General features: G+C 63.8%; 16 protein-coding genes. 2 read left to right on the forward strand and 14 right to left on the reverse strand.

All coding sequences use genetic code 11. The features are described from left to right. Positions 1–167 precede the first annotated feature (167 nt). The 5 genes from FJW07_RS19110 to FJW07_RS19130 all read right to left on the reverse strand — a co-directional run bounded on the left by FJW07_RS19110 (position 168) and on the right by FJW07_RS19130 (position 4,759). Positions 168–2,135, reverse strand: a complete 1,968-nt coding sequence (locus tag FJW07_RS19110) for an acyltransferase family protein (RefSeq protein WP_140858208.1) — start codon at positions 2,133–2,135, stop codon at positions 168–170. Positions 2,136–2,183: 48 nt separating this feature from the next. Continuing rightward, on the reverse strand, positions 2,184–2,330 hold the full coding sequence (locus FJW07_RS19115; RefSeq protein WP_140858210.1) for a hypothetical protein: 147 nt from the start codon (positions 2,328–2,330) through the stop codon (positions 2,184–2,186). 51 nt (positions 2,331–2,381) lie between these two features. Further along, positions 2,382–2,579, reverse strand: coding sequence for a hypothetical protein (locus tag FJW07_RS19120; protein ID WP_140858212.1), 198 nt, complete (start codon positions 2,577–2,579; stop codon positions 2,382–2,384). 52 nt (positions 2,580–2,631) lie between these two features. Then, entirely contained in the window at positions 2,632–3,252 is a 621-nt protein-coding gene (locus FJW07_RS19125; protein WP_140644596.1) for a ribonuclease D, read from the reverse strand. Positions 3,253–3,373: 121 nt separating this feature from the next. After that, positions 3,374–4,759 carry a M20/M25/M40 family metallo-hydrolase gene (locus tag FJW07_RS19130; protein ID WP_140858213.1) on the reverse strand — a complete coding sequence of 462 codons (1,386 nt, stop codon included), beginning with the start codon at positions 4,757–4,759 and terminating at the stop codon, positions 3,374–3,376. A gap of 427 nt (positions 4,760–5,186) precedes the next feature. On the opposite strand from FJW07_RS19130, the gene polA reads away from it, so the two are divergent. Next, positions 5,187–8,141: a DNA polymerase I gene (gene polA / locus FJW07_RS19135; protein WP_181182680.1), complete on the forward strand. Its 2,955-nt coding sequence runs from the start codon at positions 5,187–5,189 to the stop codon at positions 8,139–8,141. Between the two features lie 157 nt (positions 8,142–8,298). On the opposite strand, the gene FJW07_RS19140 is transcribed toward polA, so the two are convergent. From FJW07_RS19140 to FJW07_RS19175, 8 genes are all read right to left on the reverse strand, one after another. Beyond that, a complete protein-coding gene (locus FJW07_RS19140; protein WP_041003614.1) occupies positions 8,299–8,703 on the reverse strand; it encodes a Fur family transcriptional regulator in 405 nt (134 codons plus the stop codon). A gap of 149 nt (positions 8,704–8,852) precedes the next feature. Next, positions 8,853–9,899, reverse strand: coding sequence for an L-glyceraldehyde 3-phosphate reductase (gene mgrA, locus FJW07_RS19145; protein WP_140858217.1), 1,047 nt, complete (start codon positions 9,897–9,899; stop codon positions 8,853–8,855). Positions 9,900–10,011: 112 nt separating this feature from the next. After that, a complete protein-coding gene (locus tag FJW07_RS19150; protein ID WP_140858219.1) occupies positions 10,012–11,154 on the reverse strand; it encodes a Gfo/Idh/MocA family oxidoreductase in 1,143 nt (380 codons plus the stop codon). A gap of 5 nt (positions 11,155–11,159) precedes the next feature. Next, positions 11,160–11,912: a sugar phosphate isomerase/epimerase gene (locus tag FJW07_RS19155; protein WP_140858221.1), complete on the reverse strand. Its 753-nt coding sequence runs from the start codon at positions 11,910–11,912 to the stop codon at positions 11,160–11,162. A 31-nt stretch (positions 11,913–11,943) separates the two neighbouring features. Continuing rightward, a complete protein-coding gene (gene ugpC, locus FJW07_RS19160; protein WP_140709606.1) occupies positions 11,944–13,044 on the reverse strand; it encodes a sn-glycerol-3-phosphate ABC transporter ATP-binding protein UgpC in 1,101 nt (366 codons plus the stop codon). A 2-nt stretch (positions 13,045–13,046) separates the two neighbouring features. Continuing rightward, a complete protein-coding gene (locus tag FJW07_RS19165) occupies positions 13,047–13,979 on the reverse strand; it encodes a carbohydrate ABC transporter permease (RefSeq protein WP_140709593.1) in 933 nt (310 codons plus the stop codon). Continuing rightward, complete coding sequence (locus tag FJW07_RS19170) at positions 13,972–14,865, reverse strand: sugar ABC transporter permease (protein ID WP_140858223.1); 894 nt, start codon at positions 14,863–14,865, stop codon at positions 13,972–13,974. Before FJW07_RS19170 ends, FJW07_RS19165 begins: the two co-directional genes overlap by 8 nt. Before the next feature lie 79 nt (positions 14,866–14,944). Beyond that, positions 14,945–16,183 (reverse strand): ABC transporter substrate-binding protein, encoded by a 1,239-nt coding sequence (locus FJW07_RS19175; protein WP_140836146.1) that lies wholly within the window; start codon positions 16,181–16,183, stop codon positions 14,945–14,947. A 387-nt stretch (positions 16,184–16,570) separates the two neighbouring features. On the opposite strand from FJW07_RS19175, the gene FJW07_RS19180 reads away from it, so the two are divergent. Further along, positions 16,571–17,617 carry a LacI family transcriptional regulator gene (locus FJW07_RS19180; protein WP_140858225.1) on the forward strand — a complete coding sequence of 349 codons (1,047 nt, stop codon included), beginning with the start codon at positions 16,571–16,573 and terminating at the stop codon, positions 17,615–17,617. Here the strand turns inward: FJW07_RS19180 and gndA are convergent. Continuing rightward, entirely contained in the window at positions 17,614–19,041 is a 1,428-nt protein-coding gene (gene gndA / locus FJW07_RS19185; RefSeq protein ID WP_140858227.1) for an NADP-dependent phosphogluconate dehydrogenase, read from the reverse strand. The two genes, FJW07_RS19180 and gndA, sit on opposite strands and share 4 nt — an antisense overlap. Between the last annotated feature and the right edge of the window lie 73 nt (positions 19,042–19,114).

The raw sequence follows: 19,114 nt of genomic DNA on the forward strand, positions 1-19,114 counted from the left end.
CGATGGCGTTCGGGTTGAAGACTAGATGCGGCGGTTTAAAGGCGGGTTAAAGCAGGGTTTATGCAGCCTTTTGAAAACCCTTACGATTTTCTGAATCCAACGGTCTCGCGCTATCTTTCGCAGTCGGTCCATTGCGGGGCGCCGCATGATTACGAGTGGATGGTTGCTCAAAGTCCCGCCGCCTTGGCCAGATAAGGCGCCAGCGCCAGCGCGTAGGTTGCCGTGAGGTGATGGTTGTCGCGCAGCACGACAATGTTGCCGACCACCGCCGGGCAGCTCTCCTTGCCGCATAGCGCATCGTTCATGTCCACCACGCTCACCCCCGGTACGGACCGGGCGGCAAGCGCGTAGATGTTTTCCCGTTCGACCTCGTTGCGCGGATTGACGCATTTGCCGGGATTGGTTCCCAGGCAATTGCGCGGATCGAACAGGCTGAAAGGTGTGTTGCGGATCGCGACGACGCGCACGCCCTGCCCGGTGAGCTCGCTCCAGACGCTGCGCAGCCCCTCGATCATCACGTCCTGCGCAACGCTGGTGTAGTTGCTCTGGCTGGTGAAAACCAAATCGGGTTTCAGTTTCGCAATCTCGGAGAGAACCCTCTCCCGCCACAGCGCGCATTGCTCATACGGCTTGCCGTCGTCAACGATGGCGACCCGGGTTACCGGGCATGCCGCCTTGGTGAAGCTGACGAGCTTCCATTTTCTGTCTTTGGCGATTTTGTCGATTGCCGGCACCCATTGCGCCGCGTGGGAATCGCCCATCACGACAATGGTCCTCGTCCCAGCCGGGTCGCCGAGCGGGCAACCGGTCGCATCAATGCCCTTCTGCTCCTGATGACATTTCAACCTGTAAATGACGGGCACGTCGCTGCCGATCTTGCTCAAGGGAGGCAGCGGCTTGACGCCCTCGGGGACGACAGCGTTCGCGAGCAAGGCCGCAGGCCCCGGATAATTCGGCGTTCCGATCAGGCTGGTATCGATGGGCTGCCGGTCGATCGCATGGACGAGTCCGCCCGCCACCGCCACGCACAACCCCACCGCCACCGTGCCGTCGATCAGCGGCCGCCATGCCAGGGACGAGCGCGAATGGCGATAGGGCTGTTCGATGAAGCGGTAGGAGAGACCGGAAACGACCAGGGTGGCGATGATCAGCCCAACGCCATCGAGAAGGTCGATCGCGCCGCACTGCGCCGCATAGAAAATGATCAGCGGCCAATGCCACAGATAGATCGAATAGGAGCGATCGCCGATATAGCGCAGCCCCGCGATGTCCAGGCCGCGGAAGCGGCCCATGCGTACGCTGCCGGCCGCGATGATCAGAGCCGCGCCGAGCGTCGGCAGCAGCGCCTTGAAGCCCGGAAAATCGGTCGCCCTTGTAAACAGCATCGCCGACGCAAGCATCGCCAGCATGCCGGCGGCAGCCATCCCCGCCCGGGCACGCGCTTTCGGCTGGAACCGGTCCAGGGTCAGCGCCAGGAGCCCGCCAAGGGCCAGTTCCCAGACCCGGGTGTGGGTAACGAAATAAGCCCATGCCGGATCGGATCGGGTGAGCGCGACGGAAGCCGCGAGCGAGCCCGCCAGGACCGCGCCGAGCACGAAGGTAAGTGTTTGCACGGGCGAGTGCCCGCGACGCCTGGCCCACCACAGCGCAGCGATCATCAGCACAGGCCAGACGATGTAGAACTGCTCCTCGATCGACAGCGACCAGAAATGCTGCACCGGGCTCGGGGCGTCCTCGGCGCCGAGATAGTCTACGGCCTGCTCGGCAAGCCGCCAGTTCTGCACGTAGAGCGCGCTTGCAATAACCTGCCTGGCGGTTTCTTCCCACCAGGCGTCCGACACGAACAGCAGCGTTCCCGCGAGCGTGACGAAGAGCGCGACGATCGCCGCCGGCAGCAACCGCCTGACCCGGCGCGTGTAGAAGCCGACAAGCGAGATGCCGCTATCACTCAGAGCCATGCGCGTAAGCAGGCCGGTGATCAGGAAGCCGGAGATGACGAAGAAGATGTCGACCCCGACATAGCCGCCGGGAAGCGCTGCCGGCCAGATGTGGAAAATCACCACAAAGGCTACGGCGAGCCCGCGCAGCCCCTGTATCTCCGGCCGAAATCCCCCCGGCGCAATGTCGTCTCGCAAAGCCGGTCTAGCCCCTCACGGCGCCGGTCTCCCGGCTGGCCACCATGGTCAATTCTGCTGGATCGAAATGCCCTTGTCGTCGATCTTGAGCTCGACGCCTTTCGGCCTGGTCTGCTCGCGATAGACATAGATGCCGAGCGCGATGACCGCCGCGACCAGCGCCCCGATGATAAGATAGAGCGTGTTCTGCCTCATTGCGTCCCCTTGTTTCGGTCGAGGCCCGCTTTGAAGCCTGCACGCAGCCTACTAGTCGTCATCATTTGATGCTGGGCGCCAGCTCGTCGGATCGACCTTCTTTTGCGTGTCGCTGTCGGTGTAGACCCACCAGCCGCCGTCGCGATACTGGCCGATGGATTCATTGACGACGCCGTCGCCGTCCTTCCACAGGATGGTGACTTTCGAGCCGTCCTTCGGCGCGCTTTCTATCGGTTTGCGCTCTGCCATCTCACTCCCTCCACGAACCGGCCCCAACGTCCTTTCGACGCGCCGGGTTCCGTCAGCTATGCGCGAAGATGTCTTCCTCCGCCCAGCCCATAAGGTCGAGCTTGGCGCGGGTCGGCAGGAAACGGAAGCAGGCGTCCGCCTCCTTGGTGCGGTTTTCGCGCGCCAGGCGCGCGCCCAGCACCTCATGCAGCCTGTGCAGGTAGAGCACGTCCGAGGCGGCATACTCGAGCTGTTCGGGCGAGAGCGTTTCGGCCGCCCAGTCGGAGGATTGCTGCGCCTTGGAAAGGCCGATGCCGAGCAGTTCGTTGCAGAGATCCTTCAGCCCGTGACGATCGGTATAGGTGCGGGTGAGCCGCGAGGCGATCTTGGTGCAGAACACCGGCTCGGCCATCACACCGAAGGTGTGGTAGAGCACGGCGATGTCGAACCGGCCGTAGTGAAACAGCTTGGTGATTGTGTTGTTTCTCAACAGGCTGGCGAGGTTCGGCGCCTCTTTCTGGCCTGGAGCGATCTGGATGACGTCGGCGCTGCCGTCGCCGGGCGAAATCTGCACCACGCAGAGCCGGTCGCGATGCGGGTTGAGCCCCAGAGTTTCCGTGTCGATGGCCACCGCCCCGACATTGTAGCGCGACAGGTCAGGCAGATCGTTTTTGTGGAAACGGATATCGGTCATTCTCTTCTCCGGATCGCGGCCGCAATACCGCGCATCGCCTGGGATGCGCCAGCAGGCGGCGCGTTGCGCTGGTCATTCGTCCTCGCCGCGATCCGGAGAAAAATCAATAGAAAGTTGAATTTCAACGCGTCAGCGCATCGAGGATTCGCGCCCAGGACCGCTGCCCCTTGTGGAAGGAGGTCAGATCGTATTTCTCGTTCGGCGAATGGATGCGGTCGTCGTCGAGGCCGAAGCCGACCAGCAGCGATTCCATGCCGAGATAGGTCTGGAAATCGCCCACCACCGGGATCGAGCCGCCGCCGCCGGTGGTCACGGCCTGCCTCTCCCACTCGTCCGAAAGCGCATCCTTGGCCTTGGTCAGGAACGGCGAGTCATAGGAAAGCTGGATCGCCGGCGAGCCGCCATGCGGGTGGAATTCTACCGAGCAGTCGCCGGGGATGCGCTCGCGCACGAAGGCCTGGAAGGCGGCGCGGATCTTCTTCGGATCCTGCTTGTGAACGAGCCGGAACGATACTTTCGCCGACGCTTCCGCCGCGATCACCGTCTTGAAGCCCTTGCCGGTATAGCCGCCGATGATGCCGTTGAATTCCGCGGTCGGCCGCGCCCAGGTGAGCTCGAGCACCGAGCGCCCTTTTTCGCCGGCCGGAATGGAAAGTCCGACCGGTCCAAGGAAGGTCTCTGCCGTTTCGCCGAGCCCTTCCCAGGATTTCAGCACCTGCGAAGGCGTCTCCTCGACGCCGTCATAGAAGCCCGGAATGGTGACGTGGCCGTCCTTGTCGTGGACGTCGGCCAGCACCTTGGCCAGGATGCGGATCGGATTGGCGGCCGGCCCGCCATAGAGGCCTGAATGCAGGTCGCGGTTGGCCGCCTTGACGGTGATCTCCTCGCCGACCATGCCGCGCAGCGACACGCAGATCGACGGCGTCTCGCGGTTCCACATGCTGGAGTCGCAGACCAGCGCGAAATCCGCCTTCAACTCGGCGGCGTTGGCTTCCAGGAACGGCTTCAGCGACGGCGAGCCGGATTCTTCCTCGCCCTCGAACAGGATGGTGACGCGGCAAGGCAGATTGCCGTGCACCTGCTTCCAGGCGCGGCAGGCCTCGACGAAGGTCATCAGCTGCCCCTTGTCATCGGCCGAGCCGCGTCCGGTGATCACTTTGCGTCCAGGCTCGATCTCCTTGATCGACGGCGCGAACGGATCGGTTTCCCACAATTCGATCGGATCGACCGGCTGGACGTCGTAGTGGCCGTAGAACAGCACATGCGGCGCGCCTGCCGGCCCCTCGTGATGCGCCACCACCATCGGATGTCCGGGCGTGTCGCGCACGCTTGCGTCGAAGCCGATCAGCTTGAGTTCGGCCACCAGCCATTCGGCCCCCTTGCGGCAGTCGGCGGCAAAGGCGGGATCGGTGGAGATCGACTTGATGCCGAGCAGGCCGAACAGCCGCTCCAGGCTCTGGTCGAGGTTCTGGTCGAGACGGTCGAGGACGGGGGAGAGTTTGGACATTTTGGGGGGCCTTTCGATTTTTGCGGCAGACCCTAAAGGGCGATGCGGAAAACGAAAAGCCGCGATCGTTGGACCAAGCGGGAAAGGCTTGCCTGGAGGCAAAAAAGAACCGCCGTGGTGGAGGGGGAACCACGGCGGTCTTTACTCGAAACGATGCGGCAGCCCGGAGAGGGGGGATAGGCTGCCGCAAGTTGCCCGGGATAGGCGGGGGACGGGCCTTACTCCGGACTTCGGCGAAAACTGCCGATGAGATGTATTTGGGTCTGTGAACGTGGCGATTCAAGGGCACGAAAATTACACTTTTGTAACATGCCCGTGAGCAGTGGATTCCCGCCAGGACAGTATCTGTCAGGGGTGTTGCCCGAACTGGCAGGTTGCACAGCCTTTGGCATGGACCGCGAAGGCTGGCCGCGCTATCCCTGCCGGCATGAAAAAAGGCGATCACCTCTTCCTCGTCGACGGCTCCGGCTACATTTTCCGCGCCTATCACGCGCTGCCGCCGCTGAACCGCAAATCCGATGGCCTGCCGACCAGCGCCGTGCTCGGCTTCTGCAACATGGTGTGGAAGCTGATGCAGGATGCCCGCAACACCAGTGTAGGCATCGTGCCGACGCATTTCGCCGTCATCTTCGACTATTCCTCGAAAACCTTCCGCAGCGATCTCTATCCCGAATACAAGGCGAACCGCTCGGCGCCGCCGGAGGACCTGATCCCACAATTCGGGCTGATCCGCCAGGCGACCGTGGCCTTCAACCTGCCCTGCATCGAGATGGAGGGGTTCGAGGCCGACGACATCATCGCGACCTATTGCCGGCTGGCCTGCGAGGTCGGCGCCGACACCACCATCATCTCCTCCGACAAGGACCTGATGCAACTGGTCGGTCCGACGGTCGGCATGTACGACCCGATGAAAGACCGCCAGATCGGCATTCCCGAGGTGATCGAGAAATGGGGCGTGCCGCCGGAGAAGATGATCGACCTGCAGGCGCTGACCGGCGATTCGGTCGACAACGTGCCGGGCGTGCCCGGCATCGGCCCGAAGACCGCGGCGCAGCTGCTGGAACAGTTCGGCGACCTCGACGGGCTGCTGGCGCGCGCTTCCGAGATCAAGCAGGACAAGCGCCGCGAAACCATCATCGCCAATACCGACAAGGCGCGCATCTCGCGCGAGCTGGTGACGCTGAGGAACGACGTGCCCCTGAAGGAGGGACTGGACGATTTGGTCCTGCATGAGCCGGACGGGCCGAAGCTGATCGGCTTCCTGAAGACGATGGAATTCACCACGCTGACGCGGCGCGTCGCCGAGGCGACCGCCACCGAGATCGGCGATGTCCAGGCTTCCGCCGTCACCGTCGAGCGCGCCGATACCGCGCATGGCCCCGATGTCGGCGCCGGCGCGCCATCGAGACAGCCGGCACCTGAATCGAAGGGTGCCGCGAAACCTGCCACAAGGGGCGAGGACGCGCCGCCGCAGGGCGACACCCCTTCGCTGCTCTCGGCGCTGCGGCTCGAACAGGCGGCGGCCCGCAAGATCGACCCCTCGGCCTATACCGCCATCCGCGATGCGGCGGCGCTCAAGGCCTGGATAGCCGAAGCCCGCGACGCCGGCGTCCTTGCGCTCGACGCCGAGACCAACTCGTCCGATCCGATGCAGGCCGACCTTATCGGCATTTCCATTGCGATCGCGCCGGGCCGGGCTGTCTATGTGCCGCTCGCCCACAAGAGCGGCAATGGCGACCTGCTCGGCGGCGGCATGCTGGAGAACCAGATCCCGGTCCGCGAGGCGCTGGCGCTGCTCAAGCCGTTGCTCGAGGACCGGTCGGTTCTCAAGATCGTCCAGGACACGAAATACGACATCGTCGTGATGGGCCGGCACGGCATCGAGGTCGGGCCGTTCGACGACACGATGTTGATCTCCTACGTGCTTGACGCAGGCACCTCCGGCGGTCATGACCTCGTCTCGCTGTCGGAGAAGTGGCTCGGTCACGCGCCGGCCTCGAAAAAGGAACTCGCCGGCTCGGGCAAGAGCGCCATCGGATTCGACCAGGTCGATATCGAGCGCGCGACGAGATACGCCGCCGAGCAGGCCGACATTGCGTTGCAACTCTGGCTGGTGCTGAAGCCGAGGTTGGCCGCCAAGGGCCTCGTTTCCGTCTACGAGCGACTGGAGCGGCCGCTGGTGCCGGTGCTTGCCCGGATGGAACAGCGCGGCATCTCGGTCGACCGCCAAATCCTGTCGCGACTGTCGGGCGAATTGGCGCAGGGCGCCGCCCGCGTCGAGGAGGAAATCTACGGAATCGTCGGCGAACGCATCAACATCGGCTCGCCCAAGCAGCTCGGCGATATCCTGTTCGGCAAGATGGGCCTGCCGGGCGGTTCCAAGACCAAGACCGGCCAGTGGTCGACCTCGGCGCAGCTTCTGGAAGACCTTGCCACCGAAGGCCACGAGCTGCCGCGCAAGATCGTCGACTGGCGCCAGCTCACCAAGCTGAAATCGACCTATACCGACGCGCTGCCGGGCTTCATCAACCCCGGCACCAACCGCGTCCATACCTCCTATGCGCTCGCCGCGACGACGACGGGGCGTCTGTCGTCGTCCGATCCCAATCTGCAGAACATCCCGGTGCGCACCGCCGAGGGCCGCAAGATCAGGACCGCCTTCATCGCCGAAAAGGGCCACAAGCTGGTTTCGGCCGACTACAGCCAGATCGAGCTGCGCGTGCTTGCCCATGTCGCGGAGATCCCGCAGCTCAAGCAGGCTTTCGCCGACGGCGCCGACATCCATGCCATCACCGCATCGGAAATGTTCAACGTGCCGGTCGAAGGCATGCCTTCGGAGGTGCGCCGGCGCGCCAAGGCGATCAATTTCGGCATCATCTACGGCATTTCGGCCTTCGGCCTCGCCAACCAGCTGTCGATCCCGCGCGACGAGGCGAGCGCCTATATCAAGCGCTATTTCGAGCGCTTCCCAGGCATCCGCGACTATATCGAGGAAACCAAGGCCTATGCGCGGGAAAACGGTTTCGTCGAAACCATCTTCGGCCGCCGCATCCATTATCCAGAGATAAGGTCGTCCAACCCGTCGGTGCGCGCCTTCAACGAGCGCGCCTCGATCAACGCCAGGCTCCAGGGCACCGCGGCCGACATCATCCGCCGCGCCATGGTGCATATGGAGGAGGCGCTGGACAAGGCGAAACTCTCCGCCCGCATGCTGTTGCAGGTGCATGACGAACTGATCTTCGAGACCGTGGACTCGGAGGTCGAGGCGACCATCCCGGTGGTGCGCCGCGTGATGGAGAACGCGCCGATGCCGGCGGTGTCGATGTCGGTGCCGCTGCACGTCGACGCGCGAGCGGCGAACAACTGGGACGAGGCGCATTAGGCGCTACCCCACGCTGTAAGAGCGTCGAGATTCAGGTCAGGTCGAGTCGAAAATGGTGGGTCCCGAGAACCGGAGCGGAGCGTACTTAAAGTACGTGAGCACCGGAAGCGCAGGGAGCCGCCATTTGCAGGCCGACCTCACCTGAATATCGGCGTTCTTACGCCGCTTCAGCCCTGCATTTGGCACACACCCCGCGAAACTCGATCACCGCTTTTTTCGCCGCAAATCCCGTCGAGCGCACCCATTCGTCAAGCCGGTGATCGACATCGTGGTCGGACATTTCGGTCACCTGGCCGCAATTGTCGCAGATGGCGAAGGCCGTCATCGAATGGCTGTGGTCGTGCGGCTCGGCGCAGGCGACGAAGGAGTTGAGACTTTCGAGCCGATGCACGAAGCCGGACTTCACCAGCGTGTCGAGCGCCCGATAGACCTGCAGCGGCGCCCGGAAACCGCGCTCGCGCAGCTGGTCGAGCAGCGTATAGGCGCTGAGCGGCCCGCTGGACGCCTCGAGCTTCTCGAGCACGCAGAGCTGGTTCTTGGTTAGCGCATCTCTTGCCGTCATCTTGTTCGCCCAATCGACGCTCGCAGCAGATCTCGCATGCGAACGACTTCAATTTCCTCTGAGATAGCGACGAACGAGTGATTTTGCCACTGTTTCCGAAGCGCGCCCCCTCCGACACGACGCGATGGCGATGGTTCGCCGGCTAACCGCTACTTGCGCGGCGGTCCCTTGCGTTCGGCCGAAGCCGCCCAAAGGTTGATGTCGGACTCGCGCGCGTAAGTGTCGATCTCGGCAAGCTCCGCGTCGCTGAAGTCGAGCGCCTTGAGCGCGCCGACGCAATCCTCGACCTGTTCCGGCCGGCTGGCGCCGATCAGCGCCGTGGTCACGCGGCCTTTGCGCAGCACCCAGGCCAGCGCCATCTGCGCCAGCGTCTGGCCGCGGCGGCCGGCAATGGCGTTGAGCGCCTGGATGTTGGCGATCGACTGGTCGTTGATGAAGGCGGGCTTGAGCGATTTGCCTTGGGATGCGCGGCTGCCGTCGGGAATGCCGCCGAGATATTTGTCGGTCAGCATGCCCTGCGCCAGCGGCGAGAACACGATCGAGCCGATGCCGAGCCCCTCCAGCGTGTCGAGCAGCCCGTCCTCCTCGACCCAGCGGTTGAGCATCGAATAGCTCGGCTGGTGGATCAGGCATGGCGTGCCGAGCTGCCGCAATATGTCGGCCGCCTCGCGCGTGCGCTGCGAATTGTAGGAAGAGATGCCGGCATAGAGCGCCTTGCCCGAGCGCACTGCGTGGTCGAGCGCGCCCATCGTTTCCTCGAGCGGCGTCTCGGGATCGAAACGGTGCGAATAGAAGATGTCGACATAGTCGAGCCCCATGCGCTTGAGGCTCTGGTCGAGGCTGGCCAGCACATATTTGCGGCTGCCCCATTCGCCGTAGGGACCGGCCCACATCTCGTAGCCGGCCTTGGTCGAGATGATCATCTCGTCGCGGTAAGCAGCGAAATCGGTGCGCAGGATTTCGCCGAACGCGGTTTCCGCCGAGCCGGGCGGCGGGCCGTAATTGTTGGCGAGGTCGAAATGCGTGATGCCGAGGTCGAATGCCTTGCGCACGAGCGCCTGCTTGGTCTTGTGCGGCGTGTCGTTGCCGAAATTGTGCCACAGCCCGAGCGAGATCGCCGGCAGCTTCAGGCCGGACCGCCCGCAGCGATTATAGATCATCTTCTGGTAGCGGTTTTCGGCGGCGACATAGGGCATGGGAAATCCTCGGGGGTCGAAGCGGCGCCGCGGGCGCCGTCATGGCGGATTGAATCGATGCTTGTCCCCCACCATTACCCTCTCCCCGCCGGGACGGGGAGAGGGTCGCCACCTACTTTTTCTTCGCCAGCAGCGCCTTGGCGTCCTTGACGCCGAGCGCGGCGGGCCGCTCGCAGGTCGTCTGCATGGCGACGTACTTGCCGCTTTCGCCGGAACGCAGGATGCCGGTCATGACATCGACCGCGTGCAGCGCCAGCTCCATCGAGCAGCGATGCGGCCGTCCCTCGGCAATCGCGACCGCCATGTCGGCCAGGCCGGCGGTGCGGTAGTTCGCCATCATGCCATGGCCATGCATCTCGTTCGGCACGCCGAACGGATGGTTCCATTTCGGCAGTTTCTTCACCGGTTTGGCCGAGTCGGTGAAGCGCACCTCGCCGCCGAAGAAATTCGGGTCCGGCACGAAGACGGTGCCCAATTCACCGTAGAGCTCCATCGGCGCGTGGCCATGGCTCCAGACGTCCCAGCTGGTGTTGAGCGTGATCACCGCGCCATTGGCGAATTCAAGCAGCGCATGGATGGTGGTCGGCGTGTTTACCGGGATCTTTTCGCCCGCACGCGGCTTCGACGAAATCGTACGCTCCTTGGCCGGCGTCGTCGCGAAGGCCGCCACCTGTTTCACCGGCCCGATCAGCTGGATCAGGTTGGTGACATAATACGGCCCGATATCCAGCACCGGACCGGCGCCCGGCTGGAAGAAGAAGTCCGGGTTGGGGTGCCAATGCTCCATGCCGTGGCCCATCACATGGCAGGTGCCGCTGGTGATCGCGCCGAGCTTGCCGCTGTCGATCAGATCGCGGACCAGTTGGTGCGCGCCGCCGAGGAACGTGTCTGGCGCCGAACCGATGCGCAGGCCCCTCTTCTCGGCCCGTTTCTTGAGATCGAGCCCTTCCCCGACCGACAGCACGAACGGCTTTTCCGAATAGACATGCTTGCCAGCGTCGAGCACCGCTTTGGTGACTTCGTAGTGCACCGCCGGAACCGTGAGGTTGACGATGATGTCGATCTCGTCGTCCTTGAGCAGGTCGTTGACCGTCTCGGCACGCAGCTTGAACTCCTTTGCCCGCGCTTTCGCCGCATCCATGTTGATATCCGCGCAGGCGCGCATCTTGATGCCGCGAAACAGCGGCGACAGCGAGAAATACGCCTTAGAGATGTTGCCGCAGCCGATGACGCCGACGCCAAGTTTCTCTGCCATTTCGATCACTCCTGCCAGCTCTTGGCTGCCGCGATCGAGCGGCGGGCATAGCGCTCGATGTCGTTGGGGTTGTCCTGCTCCATGATGAAATACTGCGCCGCGCTCTTGGCGCGCAATGTCTTGAACAGGCCCGCCCAGTCGATCGTGCCGTGGCCGACGTCGGACCAGCCGTCCTCGTCCAGCCCCTCGCCCGGCTTTGCCATGTCCTTGACGTGCACGGCGACGATGCGCTTGCCGTGCTTTTCAATCCAGGGCAGCGGATCGGCGCCGCCGCGGATCACCCAGGCGACGTCCATCTCCCAGCCGATGTCGGGCGCGGCGGACAGGATATGGTCCTGAGGCAGCGAGCCGTCGGCAAGCGGCTTGAGCTCGAAATCATGGTTGTGCCAGGCAAAGCCGTAGCCGGCCTTCTTTGCCATCTCGCCGACCTTGGCGAGACGCTCGCCGAAGCCGCGCCAGCCGACGGCATCGGACGGGCGCTGATCGGGCATCAGATAGGGGCAGATCAGGAGCGTGATGCCGAGCGCGTCGGCGGTTTTGCGCACGCCGTCGAAATCGCTTTCCAGCGCGTCGATCGAGAAATGCCCGGTCGGCATCGCAAGCCCGTTCCTGTCGAGCTCGGCGCGGAACGCTTTCGGGTCGTCATAGACGCCGCCGAAGCCCTCGACTTGGCTGTAGCCGAGCTCGCCGAGCATTTTCACCACGCCGTTCCATGGCTGGAAATTGCGGGCGCTGTAGAGTTGGAATGACCAGTTCATCTGTCCTGTCCGTTCTGTTGATCCTGGGGAGTTAAATTCGGTTGCCGGTTTGAGCGTCGAAGAGCGAGGCGCGCAGCGGATCGAAGCCGATGCCGACCGCATCCCCGTTCTTCGGCGTGCGTTCGGAGGTGACGCGCACGGTGAAGTTCTGCCGGCCGAGTTTCAGCCACACCAGCGTGTCGGAGCCCATCGGCTCGACGACCTCGACATTGGCTGTCGCGGTGAAGGGCCACCCCGTGCCGCTGTTGAAGGCGACATGCTCTGGCCGGATGCCGAACACAGCAGGGCCCGGCGCCGGCTCCTTCTCGAAGGAATAGGTCGCAAGCGGAATGCGCAGATCCTCGACGGCAAAGTGCCAGTCGCCGCCGTCCTTCTCCAGCCTGCCTTCGATGAAATTCATCGCCGGCGAGCCGAGGAAGCCGGCAACGAAGCGGTTGACGGGGCGGTTGTAGATCGTCTGCGGCGCGTCGAGCTGCTGGATCACGCCGCCCTTCATCACCGCGATCCGGTCGGCCAGCGTCATCGCCTCGATCTGGTCGTGGGTGACGTAGATCATCGTGTTCTGCAAGCGGCGGTGCAAAAGCTTGATCTCGACGCGCAACTCCGAACGCAGCTTGGCATCGAGATTGGAGAGCGGCTCGTCGAACAGGAAGACGTCGACGTCGCGCACCAGCGCGCGCCCTATCGCCACGCGCTGGCGCTGGCCGCCGGACAGCGCCGAAGGCTTGCGCTGCAGCAGCGGCTCGATCTGCAGGATCTCGGCGGCGCGCGCGATGCGCTTGGCGATTTCGTCCTTCGCCACGCCGGCGACGCGCAGGCCGAAGGAAAGGTTCCTCTCCACCGTCATCTGCGGGTAGAGCGCATAGGACTGGAACACCATGCCGATGCCGCGGTCCTTCGGCTCCTCCCAGGTGACGTTCTTGCCCTTGATGAAGATGCGCCCGTCGGAAATGTCGAGCAGCCCGGCGATGCAGTTGAGCAAGGTCGACTTGCCGCAGCCGGACGGCCCGAGCAGCACGATGAACTCGCCGTCGGCGACATCCAAGTTGAGCGTCTGCAGCACCGAGACGGCGCCGAAATTGAGCGACAGGTCCTGGATCGAAACGCTGGGATTGGCGATTTCAGCGGCCATCATCATCCTTTCACCGCGCCGGCGGCGATGCCGCGCACGAAGAGCTTGCCGGAAATGAAGTAGACGACGAGCGGAACGAGGCCGGTCAGGATGGTCGCGGCCATGTTGACGTTGTATTCCTTCACGCCCTGCACCGAGTTGACGATGTTGTTGAGCTGCACCGTCATCGGATAGGTGTCGGGGCGCGTGTAGACGACGCCGAACAGGAAGTCGTTCCAGATGCCGGTCACCTGTAGGATGATGGCGACGACGAAGATCGGCAGCGACATCGGCAGCATGATGCGCAGATAGATGCCCCAGAAACCGGCGCCGTCGACGCGCGCGGCGCGGAACAGCTCCTCCGGCATCGAGGTGAAATAGTTGCGGAAAAGCAGCGTCAGGATCGGCATGCCGAAGATCGAATGCACGATCACCAGGCCGGTCAGCGTGCCGTAGATGCCGATCTCGCGCAGGATGATGACGATCGGATAGATCATCACCTGGTAGGGGATGAAGGCGCCGACGATCAGGATGATGAAGAAGGTGTCGGCACCCTTGAAGCGCCAGTTGGCCAAGGCATAGCCGTTCACCGAGGCGATCGCGATCGACAGGATCACCGACGGCACGGTGATGCGCACCGAATTCCAGAAACCGCGCGAGAGCCCGTCGCAGTTGAGCCCGGTGCACGCTGTCGCCCAGGCTTTCACCCAGGGTTCGAAGGTGATCTCCACCGGCGGCGAGAAGATGTTGCCGAGGCGGATTTCCGGCATGCCCTTCAGCGACGTGACGATCATCACGTAGAGCGGCAAAAGGTAATAGAGCGCCACCACGATCAGCGTGCCGTAAAGGAAGATATTGCGGCGCGACAGCACGCGCCGCGGCTTGGGCCCGCTCGGGCCGATGGCATTGCGCCCGAGCGCTTCGGCACCGGTGGACAGGGAGGCGACGTCAGCCACGCTTCTTGCCTCCGAATTCGAGATAGGCCCATGGCACGATGACGATCACCACCGACAACAGCATCATGGTCGAGGCGGCGAAACCCTGGCCGAGATTCTGGGCGAAGAACATGTAGTCGTAGACATATTTCGCCGGCACTTCGGAGGCGATGCCGGGGCCGCCGCTGGTCTGCGCCACGACCAGGTCATAGACCTTGACGATGCCGGCGGCGATGATCACCAGCGTGGTGATGAAGACCGGCCGCATCATCGGGATGACGATGAAGAGATAGGTCTTCCAGGCCGGAATGCCGTCCACCCTCGCCGCCTTCCAGATGTCCTCGTCGATGCCGCGCAGTCCGGCGAGCATCAGGCACATGATCAAGCCCGTGCCTTGCCAGAGCGCCGCGATCGAAATGCCGTAGATGACGATGCTGGAATTGTAGAGCGGATCGAAGCTGAAACTCGTCCAGCCGAGGTCGCGCACGACGCGTTGGACGCCGAAATCCGGATTGAGCAGCCACTGCCAGACCAGCCCGGTGACGATGAAGGATAGCGCGAAGGGATAGAGGAAGATGGTGCGGAACGTGTCCTCGAAGCGGATCTTCTGGTCGAGAAGGGCTGCAAGCAGGAAGCCGATGACCAGCGAGAACACCAGCGAGATCACGCCGTAGATCAAAAGGTTCTCGATCGACACCAGCCAGCGCGATGTCGACCACAGCCGGTGATACTGGTCGAGCCCGACGAAATTGAGCCGCGGCAACAGCTTCGAATTGGTGAAGGAGTAGAGCACCGTCCACGCCGTGCCGCCGACGAACACCACCATCGCGGTGAGCACCATCGGGATCGATGCGACCTTGGCGTTCAGGTTGCGGAAAAGCTTACTCGGGCGTTCGCTGCTGCTCATCTCGGCCGGCCGGGCAATGAGGACATCAAGCTCCCGACCCCGATAGGCTGGGGTCGGAAGCCGGCGGGGGCGCCGGTTGTCAGTCCGCCGAGCCGATGATCTCGGCGAAGCGCTTCTGTGCCTCTTCGATTGTCATGTCGGGCTTGGCGAAGAATTCGGAGAACAGGTCTTCCTTCTGCTTCTGGGTGTCCTGCGAAAGCAGCTGGTCCGTCCACGGCATGACGGCGCCCTTGGCGAGGATGGCGAGGCCCTTCTTCATGCAGTCGTTCGCCGTATTGAGATCGACATCGCCGCGCACCGGCAGCGAACCCTTCTTGAGGTTGAAGGCGACCTGGGTCTTCGGATCGAGCAAGGTCTCGGCAAGCACCACCTGCGCCTTCGCCTTCGCCTCGTCCTTGAGCAGCGGGAAGTAGAAGGCGTCGCCGCCGGTGGCGATGACTTCGTTCAGGCCGAGGCCAGGCAGGCAGGTATAGTCCTTGCCGGCGGTCTTGCCGGCGACCTGGAACTCGCCCTGCGCCCAGTCGCCCATGATCTGGCCGGCGGCCTTGCCGGTGATGACCAGATTGGTCGCCTGGTTCCAGTCCTGCACGTTGGTGTTCTTGGCCATCTTGCGGGCATCGTCCGCCGCCTTGAACACCTTGGCGATCTCCGGGCCGGCCGCGAAGGTGGCGTCCTTGTCCTTGTAGACCTTGAGGAACGTGTCGGTGCCCCCGGTCGCGGCCATCAGCACGTCGAAGGCGCCCGAGGCTTGCCAGGCCTGTCCGCCGACCGCGAGCGGAATGATGCCGGCCTTTTCCAGCGCCGGCGCATCCGCCACGAATTCATTCCAGTCCTTCGGCACCGGCAGGCCCGCCTTCTGGAAGGCCTCGTTGGACAGCCACAGCCACTGCCAGGAATGGATGTTGACCGGCACGCAATAGATCTTGCCGTCGATGGTGCAGCTATCGAGCAGGCTCTTCGGCCGCACGATTTCCGTCCACTTGTCCTTGGTGGCGATATCGGTGAGGTCGCGCATCAGCCCGGCCTGCACCAGCTCTTCCGCCTGCCGGCCGTGGTTGAACTGGGTGGCGCCCATCGGGTCGCCGCCGGTGATGCGGCTGATCATGATCGGCCGGGCCGTGCCGCCGGAGCCTGCAATGGCGCCGTCGACCCAGTGATTGCCTGTCGCGTCGAATGCCTTGGCAAGCTCGGCCACCGCCGCCGCCTCGCCGCCGGAAGTCCACCAATGGGTGACTTCCAGGTCGGTCGCGGCCGCCGGACCGGCGAAGTTGAGCGCAACCGTCGCGGCAAAGGCGGCAGTCAGGAATTTGTATCGCATTTCGGCTTCCTCCCAGAATCTGAAACGTTACAGATTTTCGATACGGCAAATGATCCGCATAGGCAACCCCTCGCCTTGAAGCCAACCAGGATTTATTCGAGGCACGAACAAAATCTTTCTTCCGAGGCGTCGATGCCGGCGCTAGAACGGTCGATTGGTGGCAAAAGTAGGCCTGGATCGATATTTCTTTGTGATTCCAGCGACTTTCGGTTCATCGCCGCACCCGCTATGCAAAGGGGCGCGACCTTGCCGGTCGATCACGAAGATTGGCAATCTGTAACGTTTCAGTATATTGAACCAAGCCACAAGCTGAAGGTCGCGCAAATGTCACCGCCGCACGATTGCCGGTCGGCCCTGCGGCTGCTATGCGCCTGACGGGCGGGACGAATGGATAGACGGATAACGAAGACGGGCGACGACGCCGCGTCGGGCAAGGAACGGCCGACGCTGAAGACGCTTGCCTTCATGACCGGGCTCGGCGTCACGACGGTCTCGCGCGCGCTGAAGGATGCACCCGAGATCGGTGCCGAGACCAGGCGTCGCGTCCAACTCGTCGCCAAGCAGATCGGCTACCGCCCGAACCGCGCCGGCGTCAGGCTGAGAACAGGCAAGACCAACGTCATCTCGCTTGTGCTGAACACCGAGCACGAGCTGATGAGCTTCGTCTCCGACATCATCTACGGCGTCACCGAGGTGATCGCCGACACGCCCTACCACCTGATCGTCACACCCTATTCGCGCTCGCAGGATCCGCTGGATCCGGTGCGCTATCTGGTCGAGACGGGCTCTGCCGACGGCGTCATCATCTCGCGCACCCAGCCCAACGATCCGCGGGCGCGCTACATGCTGGAGCGCGGCATTCCCTTCGCCACGCATGGCCGCACCGACATGGGGCTGGTGCATCCCTATCACGACTTCGACAATTACGCCTTTGCCGGCGAAGCCGTGCGCTATCTCGCCAGCCGGGGCCGCAACCGGCTTGCCCTTGTGACGCCGCCGGTCGGCCTCACCTATTACGGCCATACCGTGAACGGCTTTGCCGATGCGCTGAGCGAGGCGGGCGTTAGCGAGGTGCCGTTCAACACCGTCTCCATCGACCAGTCGATCGAACAGATCAGGATGCGCACAGCGCAATTGATGCGGCGCAAGGACCGGCCGGACGGCTTCGTCAGCAGCGCCGCCGCAGCGACGCTCGCCATCGTGGCCGGCATCGAGGACGCCGGGCTGAAACTCGGCCGCGACGTCGACGTGGTGTCGAAACAGTCGTCGGAGCTGCTGCATCTGTTCCGGCACGAACTGCTGGTCGTCAACGAAAACTTCCGGCTGGCCGGCTCCGAGCTCGCCCGCGCGGTGCTCGGCTGGATCGGCGGTGCCGACCCCGGCTCGTTGCAGTCACTCAGTACCCCGAGCGAGGTTCTGCCCTATCGGGGTTAATGCCCCGCGCCGCTGCCCCACGGGCCATGAAACGCCCCCTGCTCGCCGATACGCTCGAAGCCGTGCGCGCCGAAGAAATCGCGCTGCGCCTGGATCAGGTTCGACGTGCCGCGTCCCTGCCGGTAGCTGTCGAAATAGGCAAGCGCCGACGACAGTGCCGGCACCGGCGACCCGGCCTCGGAGGCACGCGCCACGATGCGCCTGAGCGACAGATGCGCCTCCTTCATCAAGGCGATGAAGGCCGGCGCCATCAGCAGGTTGGTGGAAGCGCTGCCTGAACCGAACGCCTCGGCCATCGTGTCCAGCATCTGCGAGCGGATGATGCAGCCGGCGCGCCAGATCTTGGCGATGGTCGGCATCGGCAGGTTCCAGTTGAATTCCTTCGAGGCGCCGCTCATCACGGCGAAGCCTTGCGCGTAAGCCGCGATCTTGCCGGCGAACAATGCCAGTTCGAGATCCTTGAGCAACGCCGCCCTGTCGCCGGCAATCTTCTCGACACCGATATCGCCATAGGCCTTCTCGGCTGCCTGCCGCTCGTCCTTGATCGACGACAGAACGCGCGCCGCGACCGCCGCCTCGATCGCCGTCGCCGGAATGCCGAGCTGCTGCGCTTCGATGACCGACCATTTGCCGGTGCCCTTCTGTCCGGCGCGATCGAGGATGATATCGACCACCGGCTTGCCGGTCTTGGGGTCGTCGGCGGCCAGCACCTTGGCTGTGATCTCGATCAGGTAGGAGTTGAGTCGACCCTTGTTCCAGCCGTCGAAGACCTTGCCGATCTCCTTTGGTGCCATGTCGAGCCCGTCGCGCAGGATGCCGTAGATCTCGGCGATCATCTGCATGTCGGCATACTCGATGCCGTTGTGGATGGTTTTCACGAAATGGCCGGCGCCGTCGGTGCCGAGCCAGGCGGCGCAAGGCTCATCCTTGAACTTGGCCGAGATCGCGGTCAGCACCTTCTCGACGCGCTTCCAGGACTCCTCGGTGCCGCCGACCATGATCGACGGCCCGTGGCGCGCGCCCTCCTCGCCGCCCGAAACGCCCATGCCGATGAAGGTCAGGCCCGAGCCGGACAATTCCGAGAAGCGGCGCATCGTGTCGCGGAAATTGGCGTTGCCGGCATCGATCACGATGTCGTTGGCCGACAGCACGCCGCGCAGCGCCGCGATCTGCTCGTCGACCGGCTTGCCGGCCAGCACCATGATGATGATCGGCCGCGGCGGCCGGATCGCCGCGGCGAGCTCCTCCAGGCTGTAGCAGGGAACGACCATGTCCTTCAGCGAACCGGCGCTCTCGATAAAGGCGTCGGTGCGCGACGGCGTGCGGTTGAAGACGGCGATGCGGTGCCCGTGCTCGGCGATGTTGAGCGCCAGGTTGGAGCCCATCGTGCCAAGGCCGATCAGGCCGATTTCGGCTTTTTCCATCGTTTCTTCCCTGCGTTCGGATGCTTGTTGAAGGCTGCGTCCTGGAGAACGCCTTTGCCAGATGAATGACGGG

Origin of the sequence: Mesorhizobium sp. B3-1-9, assembly GCF_006439595.1 — a bacterium.
Lineage (GTDB): Bacteria > Pseudomonadota > Alphaproteobacteria > Rhizobiales > Rhizobiaceae > Mesorhizobium.